Origin of the sequence: Citrobacter sp. EC_71 (assembly GCF_019584005.1) — a bacterium.
Lineage (GTDB): Bacteria > Pseudomonadota > Gammaproteobacteria > Enterobacterales > Enterobacteriaceae > Citrobacter > Citrobacter werkmanii.
Genome location: NZ_VDAY01000016.1, coordinates 91,850 through 111,899, shown reverse-complemented (window position 1 = coordinate 111,899; position 20,050 = coordinate 91,850). Strand labels below are relative to the sequence as shown.

Below are 20,050 nucleotides of genomic sequence, written 5' to 3'. Positions count from 1 at the left end.
CTTGCAGTTGCCAGACCGCAAGGTGTTTTAACAAATCAAAAGGGGTTTTAATAACTGGCTCAAAGCTGAAAGCTTTCCGGAACCCCCAGCCTAGCTGGGGGTTTTCTGTGCACAAAAAAACGGAGAACATGTCTCCGTTTTTTTTCAGCTAAATGCAATTATTACGCGATATCTTCGTCGTACTGCGGGACCGGGTTGCGGAAGCTTTTGGTCACGCAAGCCAGGTAGATCAGACCGATACCCGCCCAGATCAGGCCCAGAACCATTGAGCTTTCTTCCAGGTTCACCCACAGCGCGCCAACGGTCAGCGCACCGCACATTGGCAGGAACAGGTACTGGAAGTGATCTTTCAGCGTCTTGTTACGCTTCTCACGGATCCAGAACTGGGAGATTACCGACAGGTTAACGAAGGTAAACGCCACCAGCGCACCAAAGTTAATCAGCGCCGTCGCCATCACCAGGTCGAAGTTGATTGCCAGCAAAGCAATCGCACCAACCAGAATGATGTTCATGGACGGAGTACGCCATTTCGGGTGTACATAACCGAAGAAGCTTTTCGGGAATACGCCGTCACGGCCCATCACGTACATCAGACGCGCAACGCCTGCATGCGCCGCCATACCGGACGCCAGTACGGTAATGGTAGAGAAAATCAGCGCGCCTACCTGGAAGAACTTACCCGCAACATACAGCATGATTTCCGGCTGCGAAGCATCTGGATCCTTAAAGCGCGAGATATCCGGGAAGTACAGCTGCAACAGATAGGTGGAGACGATAAAGATCAGGCCACCAATCAGAGCAGTCAGGAAAATCGCACGCGGGATCACGCGCTCAGCGTCTTTGGTTTCTTCTGACAGGTTGCTGATACCGTCAAAACCGGTGAACGAGAAGCACAGGATGGTCGCACCGGTGATCATCGGGATCACGTGCGCATCACCAGACCAGAACGGACGGCTGCTTGCCAGCGTACCGGCCCCTTCCCCTTCGAACACGCCATAAACGACCATGCCGAGGATCACCGCAATCAGCACCACCTGCAACAACACGATCACAGTGTTGAAATTGGCGACGGATTTGAGGCTACGCAGGTTGAAGGCGGTCATAAAGGCCACCAGCGCCACCACGAACATCCACGATGGAATCGAGGGCACCAGCGCTTCAAAATATATTTTCGCCAACAGAATGTTGATCATCGGCGCGAACAGGTAGTCCAGCAGCGATGACCAGCCAACCATAAAGCCAACGGTCGGGCTAATGGATTTCTGAGCGTAAGTGTAGGCAGAGCCTGCAGACGGATAGCGGCGTACCAGTTTACCGTAGCTTAGTGCGGTAAAGAGGATGGCGATCAGTGCAAAGGCGTAAGCTGTCGGGACGTGACCATCGGTCATTCCTGAGACGATACCGAATGTATCGAACAGCGTCATCGGCTGCATATAGGCAAGGCCCATCATGACAACCGGAACCAGCGTAAGCGTTTTACGTAATTCCACGCGAGAGGTGTTTGGAGTAGCGTTATGCGACATGGTTATCCCCCATTACGGCGAAAACCGTCGCGTAAGCAAAAAATTGCCCCATTTTTTGTTAATCCTCAGCGACAACAACTGTCGATTTTTAAGTAAGTATCTATCCGGTACGAAGCCCGGCCTCTTTTATGAATGATTGGTTTGATGCAAAAAAATAACCGACGCGTATTAAAACGTCGGTTAATGTCATTTTTTGCAAGCGGCGTATTTTGCACTAATTTGGGGAGAAATAACAAGAGATTGAAGCCACTGTAAAAAAATATTTTTCCTCAACTGATTGATTTATCAGCATCCGTTTTAACGTACACCCCGGCAATAGCACTATTTGCTAAAATCTCATCCCGCCACCAGGCGCTGGCAAGCCCGGCGGTCTGTTCATTCCACCCTATCCACACGGGTTCAAACAGAATTTGTCCGACCACTTTCTTCTCAATCAGCGAGCCGCTGTCCAAAAATCGCTGCGCCAGATAACGTGGAATATATCCGCATCCCAAACCACTAATTTGCAGCTCCAGCTTGGTTTTGAAGTCAAAAACGGTAATCGCTTCCTGATCGTCCAACACCTGAACGCCGGAGATGTTCGCTTGATGCGCATTCTCTCCCACCACAATGGCGCGAAAACGTCGAATAGTGCGACGATTTAACGGTTCCTGTTCCTGCGCCAGCGGATGATGCGGCGCAACGACAAACACCTGTTCCAGCGCGCCCAGCCGCGCAAAGCCAAATTCGCTCCCCGCAGGCGGTTCATGCATAGCGCCGACAATAATATCCGCCCGCCCCTGAGTCAGTGCGTCCCAGGAGCCACCCAGTACGCCGTTAATAAATTTCAGACGCGTCACACTATGACGTTGATAGAAAGATTCGATTAGGGGAGCCAGCAAGGAAAAGGGAAACGTATCATCGACGCCGATAACCAGTTCATTCTCCCAGCCTTCATGGAGCTTAATGGCTTGCTTTTCGAGTTCGCGGACGGAGTGCAATACCTCTCGCCCCTTTTCCAGCAGCATTTGACCGGTGCGGGTAAACTTAGCCCGGTGCCCACTGCGATCTAATAACTGAATATTAAGATCGCTTTCCAGTTTATGGACGGTGTAGCTAAGCGCAGACGGCGTCTTATACAATTTTGCCGACGCCGCCGCGAAACTGCCCTCTTTTTCTAACGCATCGAGAATGATAAGAACGTCCAGCAGTGGTTTCATACTCGCCCCCTGGCGGTATACAGCGACACTCTGCTGGCCTGTCACTCCATCGGCATCACCAGCGGATCGGGATACTGGTACTCAAATCCAAGCTCATTACAAATACGGCTGCCATCAATGACTTTACCTTTACCGTTATCCGCACCGCCGCGAAATTCTGGAGGTTCCATCCCCAACTGGCGGGCCATCTGTGGATAGAACACGTTACGCGCCGGATGCAAAGGCGCACATATATTATAGATGTGTCCCCCTTTAGGCGCTTGCAGCAGCAACGTGATGGCAGAAACGACATCATCCAGATGCACCAGATTGACGCCATGGTTTCCATCCGGCGCCGTCTTACCCGCGAAAAAGCGGCCGGGATGTCTTCCCGGGCCAACCAGCCCGGCCAGGCGCAGAATATCTACCGAGGTGCCTGGCAAGTTGTGCAGCCAGTCTTCAAGTTCTTTCAGCACACGCCCGCTGGCGGTGACCGGGTTACGCGGTGTTCCCTCTTTTACGATGCCCTGGACATCGCCATAGACCGATGTCGAGCTGGTAAAAATAATCCGCGGGATCCGGTACGCCAGCGCACTATCAACCAACTCCTGCATGGCCTGCAGGTAAAATGCCTCCCCCGGCCCGCTACGGCGAGCAGGTAGCGTAATAACCAGTGCATCAGCGTCCATCAGTGCGTCGAGATCGTCGGTCTCACAGACCAGTTCAGGCTCCAGGCGCAGCGAGTAACTCTCGATACCGCTCATGCGGGCCGCTTCCACCCCATCTAATGTGGTTTTGCTGCCGGTCACCTGCCAGCCTCTCGCCGCCAGCGACATGGCTAACGGCATGCCTAACCAACCTAACCCGACAATTGCGACCTTTTTCATGCCTTCTCTCCTGACTTTTGGCCTATAACGCAAGGCTACGCCAGCCCACGGTGGCTGACAATTCATAGTATCAATATGAAATGAATTAATGATCAAAAAAAGCCCTTGCTTTCCGTAGCTAAAGTGGTTTACGTTAAAAGACATCAAATGAATAAACATTCATCGAGAAAATTTATGACACGCGCTCAATTTAAACACCATCATCACCATCATCCTGACTAGTCTTTCAGGCGATGTGTGCTGGGAGACATTTAAATCTTCCAGCGGTGCATGAGCGTATGAGAAAGCCCCCGGAAGATTTCTTCCGGGGGCTTTTTTTTGTGCGTGACCCAAACTGATTCAGACAGGATAACGAGGAACAAATAATGTTAGACAACACCCGTTTACGCATAGCTATGCAGAAATCAGGCCGTTTAAGCGACGATTCACGCGAATTACTGGCCCGTTGCGGCATTAAAATTAATCTTCACACCCAACGCTTAATTGCGATGGCAGAGAATATGCCGATTGATATTCTGCGCGTGCGTGATGACGATATCCCGGGTCTGGTGATGGACGGCGTCGTTGATCTTGGCATCATTGGGGAAAACGTTCTGGAAGAAGAGCTGCTCAACCGTCGGGCACAGGGTGAAGATCCTCGCTATTTTACCCTGCGTCGTCTGGACTTCGGTGGCTGCCGTCTTTCGCTGGCAACACCGGTTGATGAAGCCTGGGATGGCCCGGCCGCGCTGAACGGGAAGCGTATCGCCACCTCTTACCCGCACCTGCTCAAGCGTTATCTCGATCAAAAAGGGGTGTCATTTAAATCCTGTCTGTTAAACGGTTCTGTCGAAGTCGCACCCCGCGCGGGCCTGGCCGATGCGATCTGCGATCTGGTCTCAACCGGTGCGACGCTTGAAGCCAATGGTCTGCGTGAAGTGGAAGTGATTTATCGCTCTAAAGCGTGTCTGATTCAGCGCGACGGCGAAATGGCCGCAGCCAAGCAGCAGTTGATCGACAAACTACTGACCCGCATCCAGGGGGTTATTCAGGCTCGTGAATCCAAATACATCATGATGCACGCCCCGAGCGAGCGTCTGGACGAAGTCATCGCCCTGCTGCCTGGCGCTGAGCGCCCTACCATTCTGCCACTGGCGGGTGATCAGCAGCGCGTGGCGATGCACATGGTCAGCAGCGAAACCCTGTTCTGGGAAACAATGGAAAAACTGAAAGCGCTCGGCGCCAGCTCAATTCTGGTGCTGCCGATTGAGAAGATGATGGAGTAACGACCATGAGCTTCAATACCCTGATTGACTGGAATAGCTGTAGCCCGGAGCAGCAGCGCGAACTGCTGATGCGCCCGGCGATCTCCGCCTCTGAGAGCATCAGCCGCACGGTGGCCGAGATCCTTGAGAACGTCAAAAATAATGGCGACCGGGCGCTACGTGAATACAGCGCGAAGTTTGATAAAACCGAGGTCGGCGCACTGCGCGTCACCGAGGAAGAAATTCAGCAGGCCAGCAGTCGCCTGAGCGACGAACTGAAACAAGCCATGCAGGCGGCGGTGCGTAATATTGCTACTTTCCACACCGCGCAAATCCTGCCACCGGTGGACATCGAAACCCAGCCGGGTGTCCGCTGCCAGCAGGTTACCCGCCCTATCGCTTCCGTGGGCCTGTATATTCCAGGGGGATCGGCGCCGCTGTTCTCTACCGTATTAATGCTGGCGACCCCGGCGCGTATTGCGGGCTGCAAAAAAGTGGTGCTGTGCTCGCCGCCGCCAATTGCCGATGAAATCCTCTACGCTGCGCAGCTATGTGGCGTGAAAGAGGTGTTTAACGTGGGTGGCGCGCAGGCTATTGCCGCGCTGGCGCTGGGTACGGAGTCTATTCCAAAAGTCGATAAAATATTCGGGCCGGGCAATGCGTATGTGACCGAAGCCAAACGCCAGGTCAGCCAGCGTCTTGACGGCGCCGCCATCGACATGCCCGCGGGCCCGTCCGAAGTATTGGTTATCGCCGACAGCGGCGCAACGCCGGATTTTGTCGCCTCCGACCTGCTCTCTCAGGCCGAGCACGGCCCGGACTCGCAGGTGATCCTGCTGACGCCGGACGCTAAGCTTGCAGAGGGCGTTGCCGAAGCCGTTGAACGCCAGCTCGCCGAGCTGTCCCGCGCCGACACTGCGCGTCAGGCGCTCTCCGCCAGCCGCTTAATCGTGGCGAAAGATCTGGCGCAGTGCGTTGAAATCTCCAACGCCTACGGTCCGGAGCACCTGATCATTCAGACCCGCAACGCACGTGACCTGGTTGATGACATTACCAGCGCCGGTTCGGTGTTCCTTGGCGACTGGTCGCCGGAATCCGCAGGCGACTACGCTTCCGGCACCAACCACGTGCTGCCAACCTACGGTTATACCGCAACCTGTTCCAGCCTGGGGCTGGCTGATTTCCAGAAACGGATGACCGTACAGGAATTAACACCACAAGGTTTCTCTGCGCTGGCCGCCACCATTGAAACCCTGGCCGCGGCTGAGCTGCTGACCGCCCACAAAAATGCCGTCACCCTGCGCGTTAACGCCCTGAAGGAGCAAGCATGAGCACTGACAACGTTCTCAGCGTCACTGATTTAGCCCGTAAGAATGTCCGCGAGTTAACGCCTTATCAGTCTGCCCGCCGTCTTGGTGGTAACGGCGACGTCTGGCTCAACGCGAATGAATACCCCACCGCCGTTGAGTTCCAGCTCAGTCAGCAAACGCTGAACCGCTACCCGGAGTGCCAGCCGAAAGCCGTGATTGAGAATTACGCGCAGTATGCAGGCGTCAAACCGGAGCAGGTGCTGGTCAGCCGCGGCGCAGATGAAGGGATCGAACTGCTGGTGCGCGCTTTTTGCGAGCCGGGTAAAGATGCGATTCTGTACTGCCCGCCGACTTACGGCATGTACAGCGTCAGCGCTGAAACAATTGGCGTCGAATGCCGTACCGTCCCGACACTTGACGACTGGCAACTGGATTTACAAGGTATCGCGGACAAGCTTGATGGTGTGAAGGTGGTCTACGTATGCAGCCCTAATAACCCAACGGGCCAGTTGATTAAGCCACAGGATCTGCGTTCGCTGCTCGACATGACGCAGGGTAAAGCTATCGTGGTTGCCGATGAAGCGTATATCGAGTTTTGCCCGCAGGCCACGCTGGCAGGCTGGCTGTCTGAATATCCGCACCTGGTGATTTTACGCACGCTGTCCAAAGCGTTTGCTCTAGCCGGTTTACGCTGCGGGTTTACGCTGGCCAATGAAGAGGTTATCAATCTGCTGTTAAAAGTGATCGCCCCTTACCCGCTCTCTACGCCGGTGGCGGATATCGCCGCCCAGGCGCTGACGCCGCAAGGGGTTGCCGCCATGCGTCAACGCGTAGAGCAGATCCTGCAAGAGCGTCAGTATCTGGTGGAGAACCTGAAAACAATTCGCTGTGTAGAACAGGTCTTCACTTCTGAAACCAACTATGTTCTGGCGCGCTTCACCGCCTCCAGCAGCGTATTTAAATCTTTGTGGGATCAGGGCATTATCTTACGAGACCAGAACAAACAACCCTCGTTAAGCGGCTGCCTGCGAATTACTGTCGGAACCCGTGAAGAGAGCCAGCGCGTCATTGACGCCTTACGTGCGGAGCAAGTATGAGCCAGAAGTATCTTTTTATCGATCGCGATGGAACCCTGATTTCTGAACCGCCAAGTGACTTTCAGGTTGATCGCTTTGACAAACTGGCTTTTGAGCCGGAAGTCGTTCCTGTTTTGCTGAAACTGCAAAAAGCAGGCTATAAGCTGGTGATGATTACCAACCAGGATGGATTGGGAACGCAGAGTTTCCCGCAGGCCGATTTTGACGGTCCGCATAACCTGATGATGCAAATTTTCACCTCTCAGGGCGTAACGTTTGATGAGGTACTGATTTGCCCGCACCTGCCGGCGGATGAGTGCACTTGCCGGAAGCCAAAAGTGAAGCTGGTTGAGCAGTACCTGGTTGAACAGGCTATGGACACCGAGAACAGCTACGTCATTGGCGATCGTGCCACAGATATTCAGCTGGCTGAAAACATGGGAATTCGCGGATTGCGTTATCACCGTGACACCCTGAACTGGGCGATGATCGGCGAACAGTTGACCAAGCGTGACCGCTACGCGCACGTTGAGCGCAATACCAAAGAAACGCAGATTGACGTCAAAGTCTGGTTGGACCGCGAAGGTCAAAGCAAAATCAATACCGGCGTTGGCTTCTTTGACCACATGCTGGATCAAATCGCCACTCACGGTGGTTTTCGCATGGAGATAGCCGTTAAGGGCGATCTATATATTGACGATCACCACACCGTAGAAGATACCGGTCTGGCGCTGGGTGAGGCCTTAAAGCTGGCATTAGGCGATAAACGTGGCATCAACCGTTTTGGTTTTGTCCTGCCGATGGACGAGTGTCTGGCACGTTGCGCGCTGGATATCTCCGGGCGTCCGCACCTGGAATACCGCGCTGAGTTTACCTACCAGCGCGTGGGCGATCTGAGCACGGAGATGATTGAACACTTCTTCCGCTCACTCTCTTACACCATGGGTGTCACCCTGCACCTGAAAACCAAAGGGAAAAATGACCACCACCGCGTGGAAAGCCTGTTTAAAGCCTTTGGCCGCACGCTGCGTCAGGCAATTCGCGTAGAAGGCGACACGCTGCCCTCCTCAAAAGGAGTGTTGTAATGAACGTAGTGATCCTGGATACCGGCTGCGCCAATCTGAACTCGGTGAAATCCGCCGTCGCGCGCCATGGATACGACCCGGTTGTCAGCCGCGATGCGGATGTGGTGCTCCGTGCCGATAAGCTGTTTCTACCCGGCGTTGGTACCGCGCAGGCGGCTATGGACCAGTTGCACGAGCGTGAACTTATTGAGCTGATTAAGGCCTGTACGCAGCCGGTGCTGGGGATCTGCTTAGGCATGCAACTGCTTGGGCGGCGCAGTGAAGAGAGTAACGGTGTCTCCCTGCTGGGCATTATTGATCAGGACGTCCCTAAAATGACCGATTTCGGTCTGCCGCTGCCGCATATGGGCTGGAATCGCGTTTATCCGCAGGCGGGGAATCGTCTGTTCCAGGGTATTGACGATGGGGCGTATTTCTACTTTGTCCACAGCTATGCGATGCCAGTGAACCCATGGACCATCGCCCAATGTCATTACGGCGAACCGTTTACCGCGGCAGTGCAAAAGGACAATTTCTTTGGCGTGCAGTTCCACCCGGAACGTTCGGGTGCGGCTGGGGCGCAGTTGCTGAAAAACTTTCTGGAGATGTAATGATTATTCCGGCATTAGATTTAATCGACGGCACGGTGGTGCGTCTTCATCAGGGCGATTACGCACAGCAACGTGATTACGGCAACGATCCTCTGCCCCGCTTGCAGGATTATGCGGCACAAGGCGCGCAGGTCCTGCACCTGGTCGATCTGACCGGGGCTAAAGATCCGCAGAAACGACAAATACCGCTGATTAAAACGCTGGTCGCGGGCGTCAATGTTCCGGTGCAGGTGGGCGGCGGTGTGCGTACTGAATCGGACGTTGCGGCACTGCTTGACGCTGGCGTGGCCCGTGTGGTGGTCGGTTCGACGGCGGTTAAATCTCCTGAGGAAGTTAAGAGCTGGTTTACCCGTTTTGGTGCCGACGCGCTGGTGCTGGCGCTGGACGTGCGTATTGATGAGCAAGGTAATAAACAGGTTGCGGTCAGCGGCTGGCAGGAAGATTCGGGGGTTTCGCTGGAAGAACTGGTGGAAACCTATTTACCTGTGGGTCTGAAGCATGTGCTGTGCACTGATATCTCCCGCGACGGTACGCTGGCGGGTTCAAACGTCGCGCTTTATGAAGAAGTGTGCGCCAAATATCCGCAGGTGGCGTTTCAGTCATCTGGCGGCATTGGCGGAATCGAGGATGTAGCGGCCCTGCGTGGGACTGGGGTTGGCGGCGTGATCGTCGGACGCGCCCTGCTGGAAGGTAAGTTCACCGTTGAGGAGGCCATCCAATGCTGGCAAAACGCATAATTCCTTGTCTGGACGTTCGCGATGGACAGGTGGTAAAAGGCGTCCAGTTTCGCAATCACGAAATTATTGGCGACATCGTTCCGCTGGCAAAACGCTATGCCGATGAAGGCGCAGATGAACTGGTGTTCTACGATATCACCGCCTCCAGCGATGGCCGCGTAGTCGATAAAAGCTGGGTATCGCGCGTGGCGGAAGTGATCGATATTCCGTTCTGCGTTGCCGGTGGGATTAAGTCCATCGATGATGCGGCGCGTATTCTCTCCTTTGGGGCGGATAAAATCTCGATCAACTCCCCGGCGCTGGCTGACCCGGAGCTTATCACGCGTCTGGCGGACCGCTTTGGCGTACAGTGCATCGTGGTGGGTATCGATACCTGGTATGACGCCGAAACCGGTAAATATCACGTTAACCAGTACACCGGGGACGAGAGTCGTACCCGCATCACGCAGTGGGAAACACTAGATTGGGTGCAGGAAGTGCAAAAACGTGGCGCAGGCGAAATCGTGCTGAACATGATGAATCAGGACGGCGTGCGTAATGGCTACGATCTGGAACAGCTGAGAAAAGTGCGCGACGTTTGCCACGTACCGCTGATTGCCTCCGGTGGCGCGGGCACCATGGAACACTTCCTCGAAGCCTTCCGGGATGCTGACGTTGACGGCGCGCTTGCCGCTTCCGTCTTCCATAAGCAAATTATCAATATTGGTGAATTAAAAGCGTACCTGGCAACACAGGGCGTGGAGATCAGGATATGTTAACGAAGCAACAATGCCGCGAGCTGGACTGGGAAAAAACCGACGGACTGATACCGGTTGTGGTGCAGCATGCGGTCTCCGGCGAAGTGCTGATGCTGGGTTATATGAACCCGGAGGCGCTGGATAAAACGCTTGAAAGCGGTAAAGTGACCTTTTTCTCACGGACCAAACAACGCCTGTGGACCAAGGGTGAAACCTCGGGCAACTTTCTTAATGTGGTCAGTATTACGCCAGATTGTGATAATGACACCCTGTTAGCGCTGGTTAACCCAATTGGGCCAACCTGCCACAAAGGCACCTCAAGCTGCTTTGCTGACACCAGCCATCAGTGGCTGTTCCTGTATCAGTTAGAACAACTACTGGCTGAGCGTAAAACCGCCGATCCGGCAAGCTCTTACACCGCGAAGCTGTATGCCAGCGGCACCAAACGCATTGCGCAGAAAGTGGGGGAAGAAGGTGTGGAAACCGCGCTGGCCGCCACCGTGCACGATCGTTTCGAGCTGACGAATGAAGCCTCTGACCTGATGTACCACCTGTTGGTGCTGCTACAGGATCAGGATCTTGACCTGACCACCGTGATTGAGAACTTACGTAAGCGTCATCAGTAATCTGCAGACGTAAAAAAACCGGGCGCTGTATATATACAGCCCGGTTTTTTTGTACTCACAGTAAAACAGCCTTCGGCTTACTACGCTCTGGCTTTGTAACCGCGCAACGCATTTCGCCCCAGCACGATACCTGCACCAATCATCCCACCGAGTAAGACTGCCAGTACGAGGGTAATTGCTTTTTTCGGACTGTCACGACGAATCGGTAACGTTGGTTTCATCACGTAGCGGTAGGAGTGCAACTCGGCTCCTTCAAGCTTAAGATTTTTAATATCCAGCAGTTTTTGTTTGGTCTGAAAATAGTTATCAGACAAAATCAAAGGACGCGTAGCCTCGTGTTCAACCATAGATTTCAGGGCATCGCTACCCAACAGGAACATACTGTCCTGCGTAACATCCTGAGTTTGCTGGATTTGGGGCTTAATCACACCGGCCTGTTCTGCATAACGCAGCGCCTCCTGGATTTGCTTGATGCGCAAATCTTTTTGTTCCTGAGCAACCACTTCCTGGGTCTTCAGAGAGTCTTCAAGAGTACTGGTTTGCAGCTTGATGTTATCAGTCAGGTCAAGCTCCAGCTCTTTGGCAACTTTTTCATCAGTTTGTTGAATGTATTCAGCCAACTGACGCTGAGCTTCTTCTGGTGATCCGCCAACATAAGAGACAGATAACGGCAACTGTTGGCCTTTAACAGACTGCTCAATTGACAATTTCTCTGGTTTTTCTTGATTATCAAGCGCTTCAGCCAATGCAGAGAAAGAAGTACTGAAACGACCAATAACGTTTGTCTGCAGTTCAGTCACCTTAGGTGCGCTGGCACCATACATCACGTTAAGCGCGTTGTTATAGGTGGCAATCTGTCCGACATCAGGTTGAGTAATAATTGCAGTAGAGGTCCATTTCTCTTTAGCAATCGCCAGATAGCCCACCGCCAGTACAATGGCAACGACAATCGCAACAACAATAGTGACTTTCCCGCGCCATAATTGCACCAGCAAATCAATCAGATCAATCTGTTCCGGATCGTTACCACGCCCGGACATGTTGTTATCACTTACAGACATAGTTACCTTAATTAATGAAGAACTTAAACTCGAATTAGTTTAGCTATAAATTGAAGCAATTCCATAGGATTAATGATAAAAAAACAAATTAATTGAGAGATTTTGATTGGCATTTTAGTCACTGGAGATAAAGGGAAGGAATTTAAAAGAAGTGTCAATACAGAAAGGTCATTCTTTGTAGGAAAAGCGTCAATCAGCGGGTTAAATGTCAGTAAGCGTAAATGCCGAACGATCTCGCCAATATATTCGCCACATGAATATTTATTAACTTACCACTAAAAATGGCATGAGTAAAAAGGATAACCATTAGCTTTTTTGCCATCTGACGGTATTATTCCAGTTTTCGTTGCACCAGATAGTGCCTGGCTGCTTTTTAGCCGAAAAGAGGAACGAACATGAAATACCTGGTTACGGGGGCCGCTGGTTTCATCGGCTTCCATGTTAGCAAACGCCTCCTTGAGGCTGGCCACCAAGTCGTCGGTATCGATAATCTCAACGATTACTACGACGTGAGTCTTAAGCAGGCCCGTCTGGAGCTGCTGGTACACCCCGGCTTCCATTTTCATAAGATTGATTTAGCCGACCGCGAAGGTATGTCAACTCTTTTCGCATCCGGGCATTTTGATCGTGTGATTCATCTCGCTGCACAGGCTGGTGTACGTTATTCACTTGAAAATCCGCACGCTTACGCAGACTCCAATCTCACAGGTTTTCTGAACATACTGGAAGGTTGTCGGCATAATAAAATTCAGCATTTACTCTATGCCTCTTCCAGCTCGGTATACGGTCTGAATCGAAAAATGCCCTTTTCAACGGACGATTCCGTCGATCACCCCGTATCCCTGTATGCGGCAACCAAAAAAGCCAATGAGCTGATGGCCCATACCTATTCCCATCTGTACGGATTACCCGCCACAGGCCTGCGTTTCTTTACCGTGTACGGTCCTTGGGGCCGCCCGGATATGGCGTTGTTCAAGTTCACCAAAGCGATGCTGGAAGGGAAAAGTATTGACGTCTATAACTACGGCAAAATGAAGCGTGACTTTACCTATATTGGTGATATCGCAGAAGCAATCATTCGCCTGCAGGATGTTATTCCTGAGCCCAACGGGAAGTGGACTGTCGAAAGCGGTTCCCCGGCAACCAGCTCCGCGCCGTATCGCGTCTACAATATCGGCAATAGTTCACCGGTTGAGCTAATGGACTATATCCAGGCTTTGGAAGATGCTCTGGGTATGGAAGCGAAGAAAAACATGCTACCACTTCAGCCAGGTGACGTGCTGGAAACCAGCGCGAATACTAAAGCACTGTATGATGTTATTGGATTTAAACCTGAAACAACGGTTAAAGATGGGGTGAAGAACTTTGTTGACTGGTATCGTAACTTCTACAACGTTTAATTACTGATCTGTTTAAAGTAAAAAGGCCTTTAATAAGGCCTTTTTTATGGAGATGATAATTAATCACTGCCGAACAAATCGCGGGTATACACTTTTTCTGCAACATCAGCCAATTCTGATGTCATACGATTAGAAATAATAACATCTGCTTCATTTTTGAACGCGTTAAGATCGCGGACTACCCGAGAATGGAAAAATTCATCCTCTTCCATGACGGGTTCATAAATAATAACGGGTACCCCCTTGGCCTTAATACGCTTCATGATCCCCTGAATAGAGGAGGCGCGGAAGTTATCCGAGCCAGACTTCATGATCAGACGGTATACACCCACCACCTTCGGCTTGCGCGCGAGGATAGAGTCAGCAATAAAGTCTTTACGCGTACGATTAGCATCAACGATTGCACCGATGATGTTATTCGGCACCGATTCGTAGTTGGCTAGCAGTTGCTTGGTATCTTTCGGTAAGCAGTAGCCACCGTAGCCAAAGGATGGATTGTTGTAATGATTACCAATACGCGGATCCAGACAAACGCCTTCAATAATTTGTCGGGCATTTAGACCTAAGCTTTCAGCGTAGCTGTCTAATTCATTAAAATATGCTACACGCATAGCAAGATAAGTATTAGCAAAAAGCTTAATTGCTTCAGCTTCAGTGGAATCAGTAAATAGCGTTGGAATATTTTGTTTTACTGCACCTTCCTGTAATAACTCTGCGAATCGTGTGGCGCGTGCCGAAGACTCCCCAATAACAATACGTGAGGGATGAAGATTGTCATAAAGAGCTTTTCCTTCTCGCAAGAATTCAGGCGAGAAAATGATATTATTCGTACCTAAACGTTCTTTGACCGACTGAGTAAAACCAACCGGGATGGTTGATTTAATAATCATCACTGCCTGTGGATTCACTTCCAATACATCGCGGATGACTGATTCCACGCTAGAGGTATTAAAATAGTTGGTTTTAGGATCGTAATCGGTCGGTGTAGCTATAATGACATAATCGGCATTTTTGTAAGCATCTTGCTTGTCAGTTGTTGCACGAAAATTAAGATTTTTCGTTGATAGATACTCTTCTATCTCTTTATCAACAATGGGGGATTGCTTCCTGTTAAGCATATCCACTTTAGCCTGCACAATGTCCAGCGCGACTACTTCGTGATTTTGGGCAATCAAAATACCGTTTGAAAGACCGACATAACCTGTTCCTGAAATAGTTATTTTCATTTGCTCTGACTTCTTCTGGTTAATCATTTTGAGGAGATACATTCCCCAACAACAGAAACGATGATTAGGTTTTGTAACTCTGATGTCGATGACCTGTCAAGGCGATGCAGTTAACAGGAATGCTAACATTATATCGCTATTCTTCTTAGTCCTGTGCATCTTCCCCTTGTAACATAGCGTTTACTACAATAAAAAAGCCCGGAGGAGCGCTCCGGGCCTGGATTCACAGTTTGACTAAATCAGATTAATCCAGCCATTCGGTATGGAACACGCCTTCTTTATCAGTACGTTTATAGGTGTGCGCACCGAAGTAGTCACGCTGAGCCTGAATCAGGTTCGCCGGCAGTACCGCAGAACGGTAGCTGTCGTAGTAGGCTACAGCAGCGGAGAATGTCGGTACCGGAATACCGTTCTGCACCGCGTAGGCCACGACATCACGCAACGCCTGCTGGTACTCGTCGGCGATGTTTTTGAAATACGGTGCCAGCAGCAGGTTGGCGATGCCTTTGTTTTCAGCGTACGCGTCAGTGATTTTCTGCAGGAACTGGGCACGGATAATGCAGCCCGCGCGGAAAATCTTCGCGATTTCACCGTAGTTCAGATCCCAGTTGTACTCATCAGACGCAGCACGCAGTTGAGAGAAGCCCTGCGCGTAGGAGACAATTTTGCCCAGATACAGCGCACGACGGACTTTTTCAACGAACTCCGCTTTATCGCCAGCCAGTTTAGCCTGCGGGCCGGACAGCACTTTAGATGCTGCAACGCGCTGGTCTTTCAGAGAAGAGATGTAGCGCGCGAATACGGACTCGGTGATCAGTGACAGCGGTTCGCCCAGATCCAGAGAGCTCTGGCTGGTCCATTTACCGGTGCCTTTGTTCGCTGCTTCATCCAAAATCACGTCAACCAGGTATTTACCGTCTTCGTCTTTTTTGGTGAAGATGTCTTTGGTGATGTCGATCAGGTAGCTGCTTAGCTCGCCTTCGTTCCACTCGGTGAAAGTGGTGGCCAGCTCTTCATTGGACAGGTTCAGACCGCCTTTCAGCAGAGAATAGGCTTCAGCAATCAGCTGCATGTCGCCGTATTCGATACCGTTGTGGACCATCTTCACGTAATGGCCCGCACCGTCAGCGCCGATATAGGTCACGCACGGTTCACCGTCTTCCGCCACAGCAGCGATTTTGGTCAGGATCGGAGCAACCAGTTCATAGGCTTCCTTCTGGCCACCAGGCATGATAGACGGGCCTTTCAGCGCCCCCTCTTCACCGCCGGAAACACCGGTACCGATGAAGTTAAAGCCTTCTGCAGACAGTTCGCGATTACGACGAATGGTGTCCTGGAAGAAGGTGTTGCCGCCATCAATGATGATGTCGCCTTTATCAAGGTACGGCTTCAGGGAATCGATGGCAGCATCAGTGCCAGCACCTGCTTTCACCATTAACAGGATGCGACGTGGGGTTTCAAGAGACTCGACGAACTCCTTCACCGTGTAGTGCGGAACCAGCTTCTTACCTGGATTCTCGGCTACAACTTCTTCGGTTTTTTCACGGGAACGGTTGAAGATGGAGACGGTATAACCACGGCTTTCGATGTTGAGCGCCAGGTTGCGCCCCATCACTGCCATACCGACGACGCCGATCTGTTGCTTGGACATTATATACTCCTGTCAGGTGTTTAATATAAGTATATAGGTATAATATCTTAAAATATGGCGCACATAAAGCGTGCTTGATTGCCAAAAACTAAAAATATATTATTAATGATGCTTTCGTAATGCTCTAATGACATAGAATGTAAAATAATATAAGACTTGACACCAATTAAGTTTAAGATAGTTTCGATAAAATTTTAGCTGAAGAAAAAGCATTTTAAATTTATTTGATGAAAGACTCTCATTTCCCTCTCGATAATAAGCTAATATTTCATTTAAGCAAAAAGCTTTTTGTTCAACCTCTAATATTTTCAGCCAAAGAGCCATATCCTGCCTCTTTCTTAAATTAGGCATATACATTTTCCCAAGCTTTTCAACATCATATATTGCAGTAAGGCATCCTATAACGTTAGATTTTAATAATTCATTATAACAAATTTCATTTGGTGGTATAATTTTTTTAGTCTCTTCACCTTGATTATTAATTTTGACATAAGCTGTATAGGTAAAACTGTAACCATTGATATTCATGAAAGAGATTTGTCTTTCAAGTTTTGAGGGATGCCATAAATCATCACTATCTAAAAATGCAATGAATCGTCCGCTAGCATATTCAATTGCTTTGTTTCTAGAAATCCCAGCACCGCTATTTACTTTATTTTGGAAAACTTTTATTTTTGGATTCTTTTCTGCCAGCGCCTGTAATAAAGGGAAAGTTCCATCTGTTGAACAATCATCAACAACAATTAACTCCCAGTTTTTATAAGTTTGACCAATAACAGAGTTAATTGAATTTAGTATATATTTCTCTGAATTGAAAGACGGCATTACAATAGATACTAGACTATTCATTTTTTCGAAAAAACCTCATTGACGAATTGGGTTAAGCTATATTTCTTTGAAATATCGAATGATTTTTTTGAAAGGGCCATATACTGCAACGGTTTGTCATAAAAAGAATTAAGCATTCTATGTAGTTCCGCAGAAAAATCTTCCTCTATGATATATGACAAAAGCTCTGGACTTTCTTTTAATAAATAGCGAACATAACCAACGTCAGTAGAAATACAAACTAACCCTTCAGACATACCTTCAATAACTACTCGAGGTCCTGTTTCTGACAGAGAAGGATTAATTAATATATCATTATCTCGATATAACATATTTAAAGGTTCGCCATTCTCAACAGAACCAATAAGAGATATGCAATTCTTGCAAACTGAGGAAAAAACTCTATCATGCAATTTATGATATAAAGGGCCATCGCCGACAATAGTTAAATGAAATTGTCTAGAGGGATTGTAAACCTTATAATCGATTAAAGAATCTATCAACTCTTCCAGCCCCTTAGCAGGCTGTAATCTTGAAACACAAATCAACTTCAGTGCTTCATTGATATGTGATGCTTTGTATTCTTTATTGTTTATTTCATCTAGACTGATTGTACTTTCAATTAATACTTTAATTTTCCCCTTCAAAAAAAAAGGAATATTTTTCAATACTGACGGTCCATTACAACTGGCCGAGTTAAAAAAAGCCGATATACATATAAGATAATACTCAGGGAAAAAAAACATTAAACGTATTATTTTTTTTATGGTGCTATTATTACTTTTCCGTATTACGTCTAAGGGGTTTGAAGTAAAATGATAGTTGACCAATTTATTTTTTGCATATATCAAGAAAAGCCATGAGAATGGTTCCGGTGTTCTGACATAAATCTGTTCAGATAGGTGCGAAAGTTTTTTTATACCATCTTTTATAAGAAAAAAATGCCGATAAGATTGATGATATTTAGAAAATCTTGGCAATGTAATTAGATTAACGTTTTTATTTTCAAAATAAACGTATTCATTTGTTACGTTATCATCAATAGTATTAGTTAATAAAGTTACACTGCCATAGGCATTGACAAATTCATGAAGATATTTAGCATGAATTCTATTTATAAAAAAACCATTTCTAAATAATTTAATTTTCCAATTTGAATAAATGCCGACGCTCATTGTTTTCTCACCACTGTACAAGGAGGTACTACTTTACCTGCAGGTATCACTGCACCTGCCGTAACCACGCTATTTGCCGCGATCCAAGAACCTTTTCCTAAAATGATTCTTTCCTGATGTCCCCTTGAGTATCGATAGCTACCATTAAGTTTTCCATGGTTAGCATCTACAACAACCACATTCATAGCAATCAAAACTTCATTTTGTATAATAATTTTTTCACGGGACATAATATAAGCGTTTGGCCCAATATATATATCACAGCCACAAATAATTTTTTCAACCCCGCGTAGCACAGCAGTTGAAGATACTTGAAGATTTTTACCGCACCCTCCCATACCCAAAGAATACAGAAACCCCCTAAATCGCATAATAGAAGGCATATCAGGTAGCCACACTAGCAACAACCTAATAAAGTAGGAATATATTAACAATATTTTATGCTTCATGTTTAACCTTCATTTTGTTAATTATTGAATAATTCAACATAAGAATGATAAATATTGATTGAAAGCTATCAAACAAAATAGCCCCCTTGAACATCATCAAGATAGCGTAAAACCCTACGGCTATTAATATAAAATTATCATTATTAATTTTCAATGTAAAAACATTCCTGACACCTATCACTGATATTAAGACAAACAGCCAAGAAATCATCCCTACGTAGCCTACAGCAAATAATAATCGATACCAGCCAACATCAGTGTTCATATAATAATCATTATTGTCACCATACCATTTAGAATCCCCAATAAAACTAAAATCGGACCAAGAGTATATATACATGTTTATATTTGTCTGGATCGAACCTGTTTTTGTTCCAGACTTGAAAACTTCAGTAATCCAATTTATAAAAAAATCTTTAAAATCAGCGGGGATAAAAATAATGATAGCGGACAAACAAATTGCAATGGCAATAATCATGTTTATCATTGTTTTAGAGAATGATAATATATTTGTTATTTTTAATAAAATAATAGCCACGATAAATATGCCCACAATTGAGGATCGAGCTGAAATCAATGCGGATAAAGCAATAAGTAAGATAATTATATAATCCTTTAATGTCATCTGAAACTTACGTTCTCTGTAATAGATATAGAGTAAATAGCTTAAAAAACATAGCACCTGAACAAAGCCTGTCGAATAAGCAGAAAACCCTGTAATACCAATCATACGCAAGGACATTAGTCCATTAAGAGCTTCACCACCACCAATTAAATCAAAGGATTTTTCACTTATTAAATTTAAATACCAATTCTGAAATGGTTTATACAGTAGCATAGATATTATAAATAAACTATTCAAAAAACCAGCATAACCGATGGATTTAAGTACATTTAGCCTATTGCAACTAAATGTAATAATATAAATATATTTAGAGACTATAGTTATTAGTGCATACATACAAATAGTTCTGATAATATAAATATCACTCTCTCCAAAATTATTGATATAACTAATAACTGAAACCACAAAGAATAAAAATAGAGAAAGTAATATAGATATTTTCGGAAGATAGATAAGTTTTGTTTTTAATGTGTTTACAACAAATAGCATGAACCAAAACAATAAAACCAAATAAGATGATGGGATTTGATAAGGTAAAAAGAAATAATTAACGTTAAATATAAAATACAGTATTAAAATAGTATTGAAAAACAAACCAAATCTGGTTTGTTTTTTAATATTGTGCGAAGTTGTCATATTCAC

At 47.8% G+C, this 20,050-nt stretch carries 20 protein-coding genes, 1 pseudogene and 1 other annotated feature; of the genes and pseudogenes, 10 read left to right on the top strand and 11 right to left on the bottom strand.

The window, feature by feature from the left end; genetic code table 11:
* Nucleotides 1-161 precede the first annotated feature (161 nt).
* The 4 genes and pseudogenes from plaP to FHD02_RS17450 form a co-directional block, all read right to left on the bottom strand.
* Nucleotides 162-1,523 carry a putrescine/proton symporter PlaP gene (plaP, locus tag FHD02_RS17465; RefSeq protein ID WP_003030167.1) on the bottom strand — a complete coding sequence of 454 codons (1,362 nt, stop codon included), beginning with the start codon at nt 1,521-1,523 and terminating at the stop codon, nt 162-164.
* Nucleotides 1,513-1,575 carry a membrane protein YoeI gene (gene yoeI / locus FHD02_RS24895; RefSeq protein ID WP_099045591.1) on the bottom strand — a complete coding sequence of 21 codons (63 nt, stop codon included), beginning with the start codon at nt 1,573-1,575 and terminating at the stop codon, nt 1,513-1,515. The genes plaP and yoeI overlap by 11 nt, the downstream gene beginning before the upstream one ends.
* 162 nt (nt 1,576-1,737) lie before the next feature.
* Nucleotides 1,738-2,722 (bottom strand): annotated as a pseudogene (locus FHD02_RS17455) (LysR substrate-binding domain-containing protein).
* A gap of 41 nt (nt 2,723-2,763) precedes the next feature.
* Nucleotides 2,764-3,588, bottom strand: coding sequence for an SDR family oxidoreductase (locus FHD02_RS17450; protein ID WP_137371245.1), 825 nt, complete (start codon nt 3,586-3,588; stop codon nt 2,764-2,766).
* Between the two features lie 174 nt (nt 3,589-3,762).
* On the opposite strand from FHD02_RS17450, the gene hisL reads away from it, so the two are divergent.
* From hisL to hisIE, 9 genes are all read left to right on the top strand, one after another.
* Nucleotides 3,763-3,810: a his operon leader peptide gene (hisL, locus tag FHD02_RS17445; protein ID WP_100250077.1), complete on the top strand. Its 48-nt coding sequence runs from the start codon at nt 3,763-3,765 to the stop codon at nt 3,808-3,810.
* Nucleotides 3,786-3,908: a sequence feature (His leader region), on the top strand. Its footprint overlaps the gene before it by 25 nt.
* Nucleotides 3,909-3,953: 45 nt before the next feature.
* Nucleotides 3,954-4,853: an ATP phosphoribosyltransferase gene (hisG, locus tag FHD02_RS17440; RefSeq protein ID WP_137360858.1), complete on the top strand. Its 900-nt coding sequence runs from the start codon at nt 3,954-3,956 to the stop codon at nt 4,851-4,853.
* Between the two features lie 5 nt (nt 4,854-4,858).
* Nucleotides 4,859-6,163: a histidinol dehydrogenase gene (gene hisD, locus FHD02_RS17435; protein ID WP_137371244.1), complete on the top strand. Its 1,305-nt coding sequence runs from the start codon at nt 4,859-4,861 to the stop codon at nt 6,161-6,163.
* Nucleotides 6,160-7,239: a histidinol-phosphate transaminase gene (gene hisC, locus FHD02_RS17430; protein ID WP_220394131.1), complete on the top strand. Its 1,080-nt coding sequence runs from the start codon at nt 6,160-6,162 to the stop codon at nt 7,237-7,239. The genes hisD and hisC overlap by 4 nt, the downstream gene beginning before the upstream one ends.
* Nucleotides 7,236-8,303 carry a bifunctional histidinol-phosphatase/imidazoleglycerol-phosphate dehydratase HisB gene (gene hisB, locus FHD02_RS17425; RefSeq protein ID WP_061381994.1) on the top strand — a complete coding sequence of 356 codons (1,068 nt, stop codon included), beginning with the start codon at nt 7,236-7,238 and terminating at the stop codon, nt 8,301-8,303. The genes hisC and hisB overlap by 4 nt, the downstream gene beginning before the upstream one ends.
* Nucleotides 8,303-8,893 carry an imidazole glycerol phosphate synthase subunit HisH gene (gene hisH, locus FHD02_RS17420; RefSeq protein WP_042307530.1) on the top strand — a complete coding sequence of 197 codons (591 nt, stop codon included), beginning with the start codon at nt 8,303-8,305 and terminating at the stop codon, nt 8,891-8,893. Before hisB ends, hisH begins: the two co-directional genes overlap by 1 nt.
* On the top strand, nt 8,893-9,630 hold the full coding sequence (hisA, locus tag FHD02_RS17415; RefSeq protein ID WP_200005956.1) for a 1-(5-phosphoribosyl)-5-[(5-phosphoribosylamino)methylideneamino]imidazole-4-carboxamide isomerase: 738 nt from the start codon (nt 8,893-8,895) through the stop codon (nt 9,628-9,630). Before hisH ends, hisA begins: the two co-directional genes overlap by 1 nt.
* Nucleotides 9,612-10,388: an imidazole glycerol phosphate synthase subunit HisF gene (gene hisF, locus FHD02_RS17410; protein ID WP_061381996.1), complete on the top strand. Its 777-nt coding sequence runs from the start codon at nt 9,612-9,614 to the stop codon at nt 10,386-10,388. The genes hisA and hisF overlap by 19 nt, the downstream gene beginning before the upstream one ends.
* On the top strand, nt 10,382-10,993 hold the full coding sequence (gene hisIE / locus FHD02_RS17405; protein WP_137360854.1) for a bifunctional phosphoribosyl-AMP cyclohydrolase/phosphoribosyl-ATP diphosphatase HisIE: 612 nt from the start codon (nt 10,382-10,384) through the stop codon (nt 10,991-10,993). The genes hisF and hisIE overlap by 7 nt, the downstream gene beginning before the upstream one ends.
* Before the next feature lie 80 nt (nt 10,994-11,073).
* On the opposite strand, the gene wzzB is transcribed toward hisIE, so the two are convergent.
* On the bottom strand, nt 11,074-12,054 hold the full coding sequence (gene wzzB, locus FHD02_RS17400; protein WP_220394130.1) for an LPS O-antigen chain length determinant protein WzzB: 981 nt from the start codon (nt 12,052-12,054) through the stop codon (nt 11,074-11,076).
* A 395-nt stretch (nt 12,055-12,449) separates the two neighbouring features.
* Between wzzB and FHD02_RS17395 the strand changes: the two genes are divergently transcribed.
* Nucleotides 12,450-13,454, top strand: a complete 1,005-nt coding sequence (locus FHD02_RS17395) for an NAD-dependent epimerase (RefSeq protein WP_220394129.1) — start codon at nt 12,450-12,452, stop codon at nt 13,452-13,454.
* A gap of 59 nt (nt 13,455-13,513) precedes the next feature.
* Here the strand turns inward: FHD02_RS17395 and ugd are convergent, their stop codons facing one another.
* The 6 genes from ugd to FHD02_RS17365 form a co-directional block, all read right to left on the bottom strand.
* Complete coding sequence (ugd, locus tag FHD02_RS17390; protein ID WP_137371238.1) at nt 13,514-14,680, bottom strand: UDP-glucose 6-dehydrogenase; 1,167 nt, start codon at nt 14,678-14,680, stop codon at nt 13,514-13,516.
* A 244-nt stretch (nt 14,681-14,924) separates the two neighbouring features.
* Nucleotides 14,925-16,331 carry an NADP-dependent phosphogluconate dehydrogenase gene (gene gndA, locus FHD02_RS17385; protein WP_137371237.1) on the bottom strand — a complete coding sequence of 469 codons (1,407 nt, stop codon included), beginning with the start codon at nt 16,329-16,331 and terminating at the stop codon, nt 14,925-14,927.
* A 102-nt stretch (nt 16,332-16,433) separates the two neighbouring features.
* Complete coding sequence (locus tag FHD02_RS17380; protein ID WP_137371236.1) at nt 16,434-17,180, bottom strand: glycosyltransferase family 2 protein; 747 nt, start codon at nt 17,178-17,180, stop codon at nt 16,434-16,436.
* Nucleotides 17,177-18,334 (bottom strand): glycosyltransferase family 4 protein, encoded by a 1,158-nt coding sequence (locus tag FHD02_RS17375; protein ID WP_137371235.1) that lies wholly within the window; start codon nt 18,332-18,334, stop codon nt 17,177-17,179. The genes FHD02_RS17380 and FHD02_RS17375 overlap by 4 nt, the downstream gene beginning before the upstream one ends.
* A complete protein-coding gene (locus tag FHD02_RS17370; protein ID WP_137371234.1) occupies nt 18,331-18,783 on the bottom strand; it encodes an acyltransferase in 453 nt (150 codons plus the stop codon). Before FHD02_RS17370 ends, FHD02_RS17375 begins: the two co-directional genes overlap by 4 nt.
* Entirely contained in the window at nt 18,773-20,044 is a 1,272-nt protein-coding gene (locus FHD02_RS17365; RefSeq protein ID WP_137371233.1) for a hypothetical protein, read from the bottom strand. The genes FHD02_RS17370 and FHD02_RS17365 overlap by 11 nt, the downstream gene beginning before the upstream one ends.
* Between the last annotated feature and the right edge of the window lie 6 nt (nt 20,045-20,050).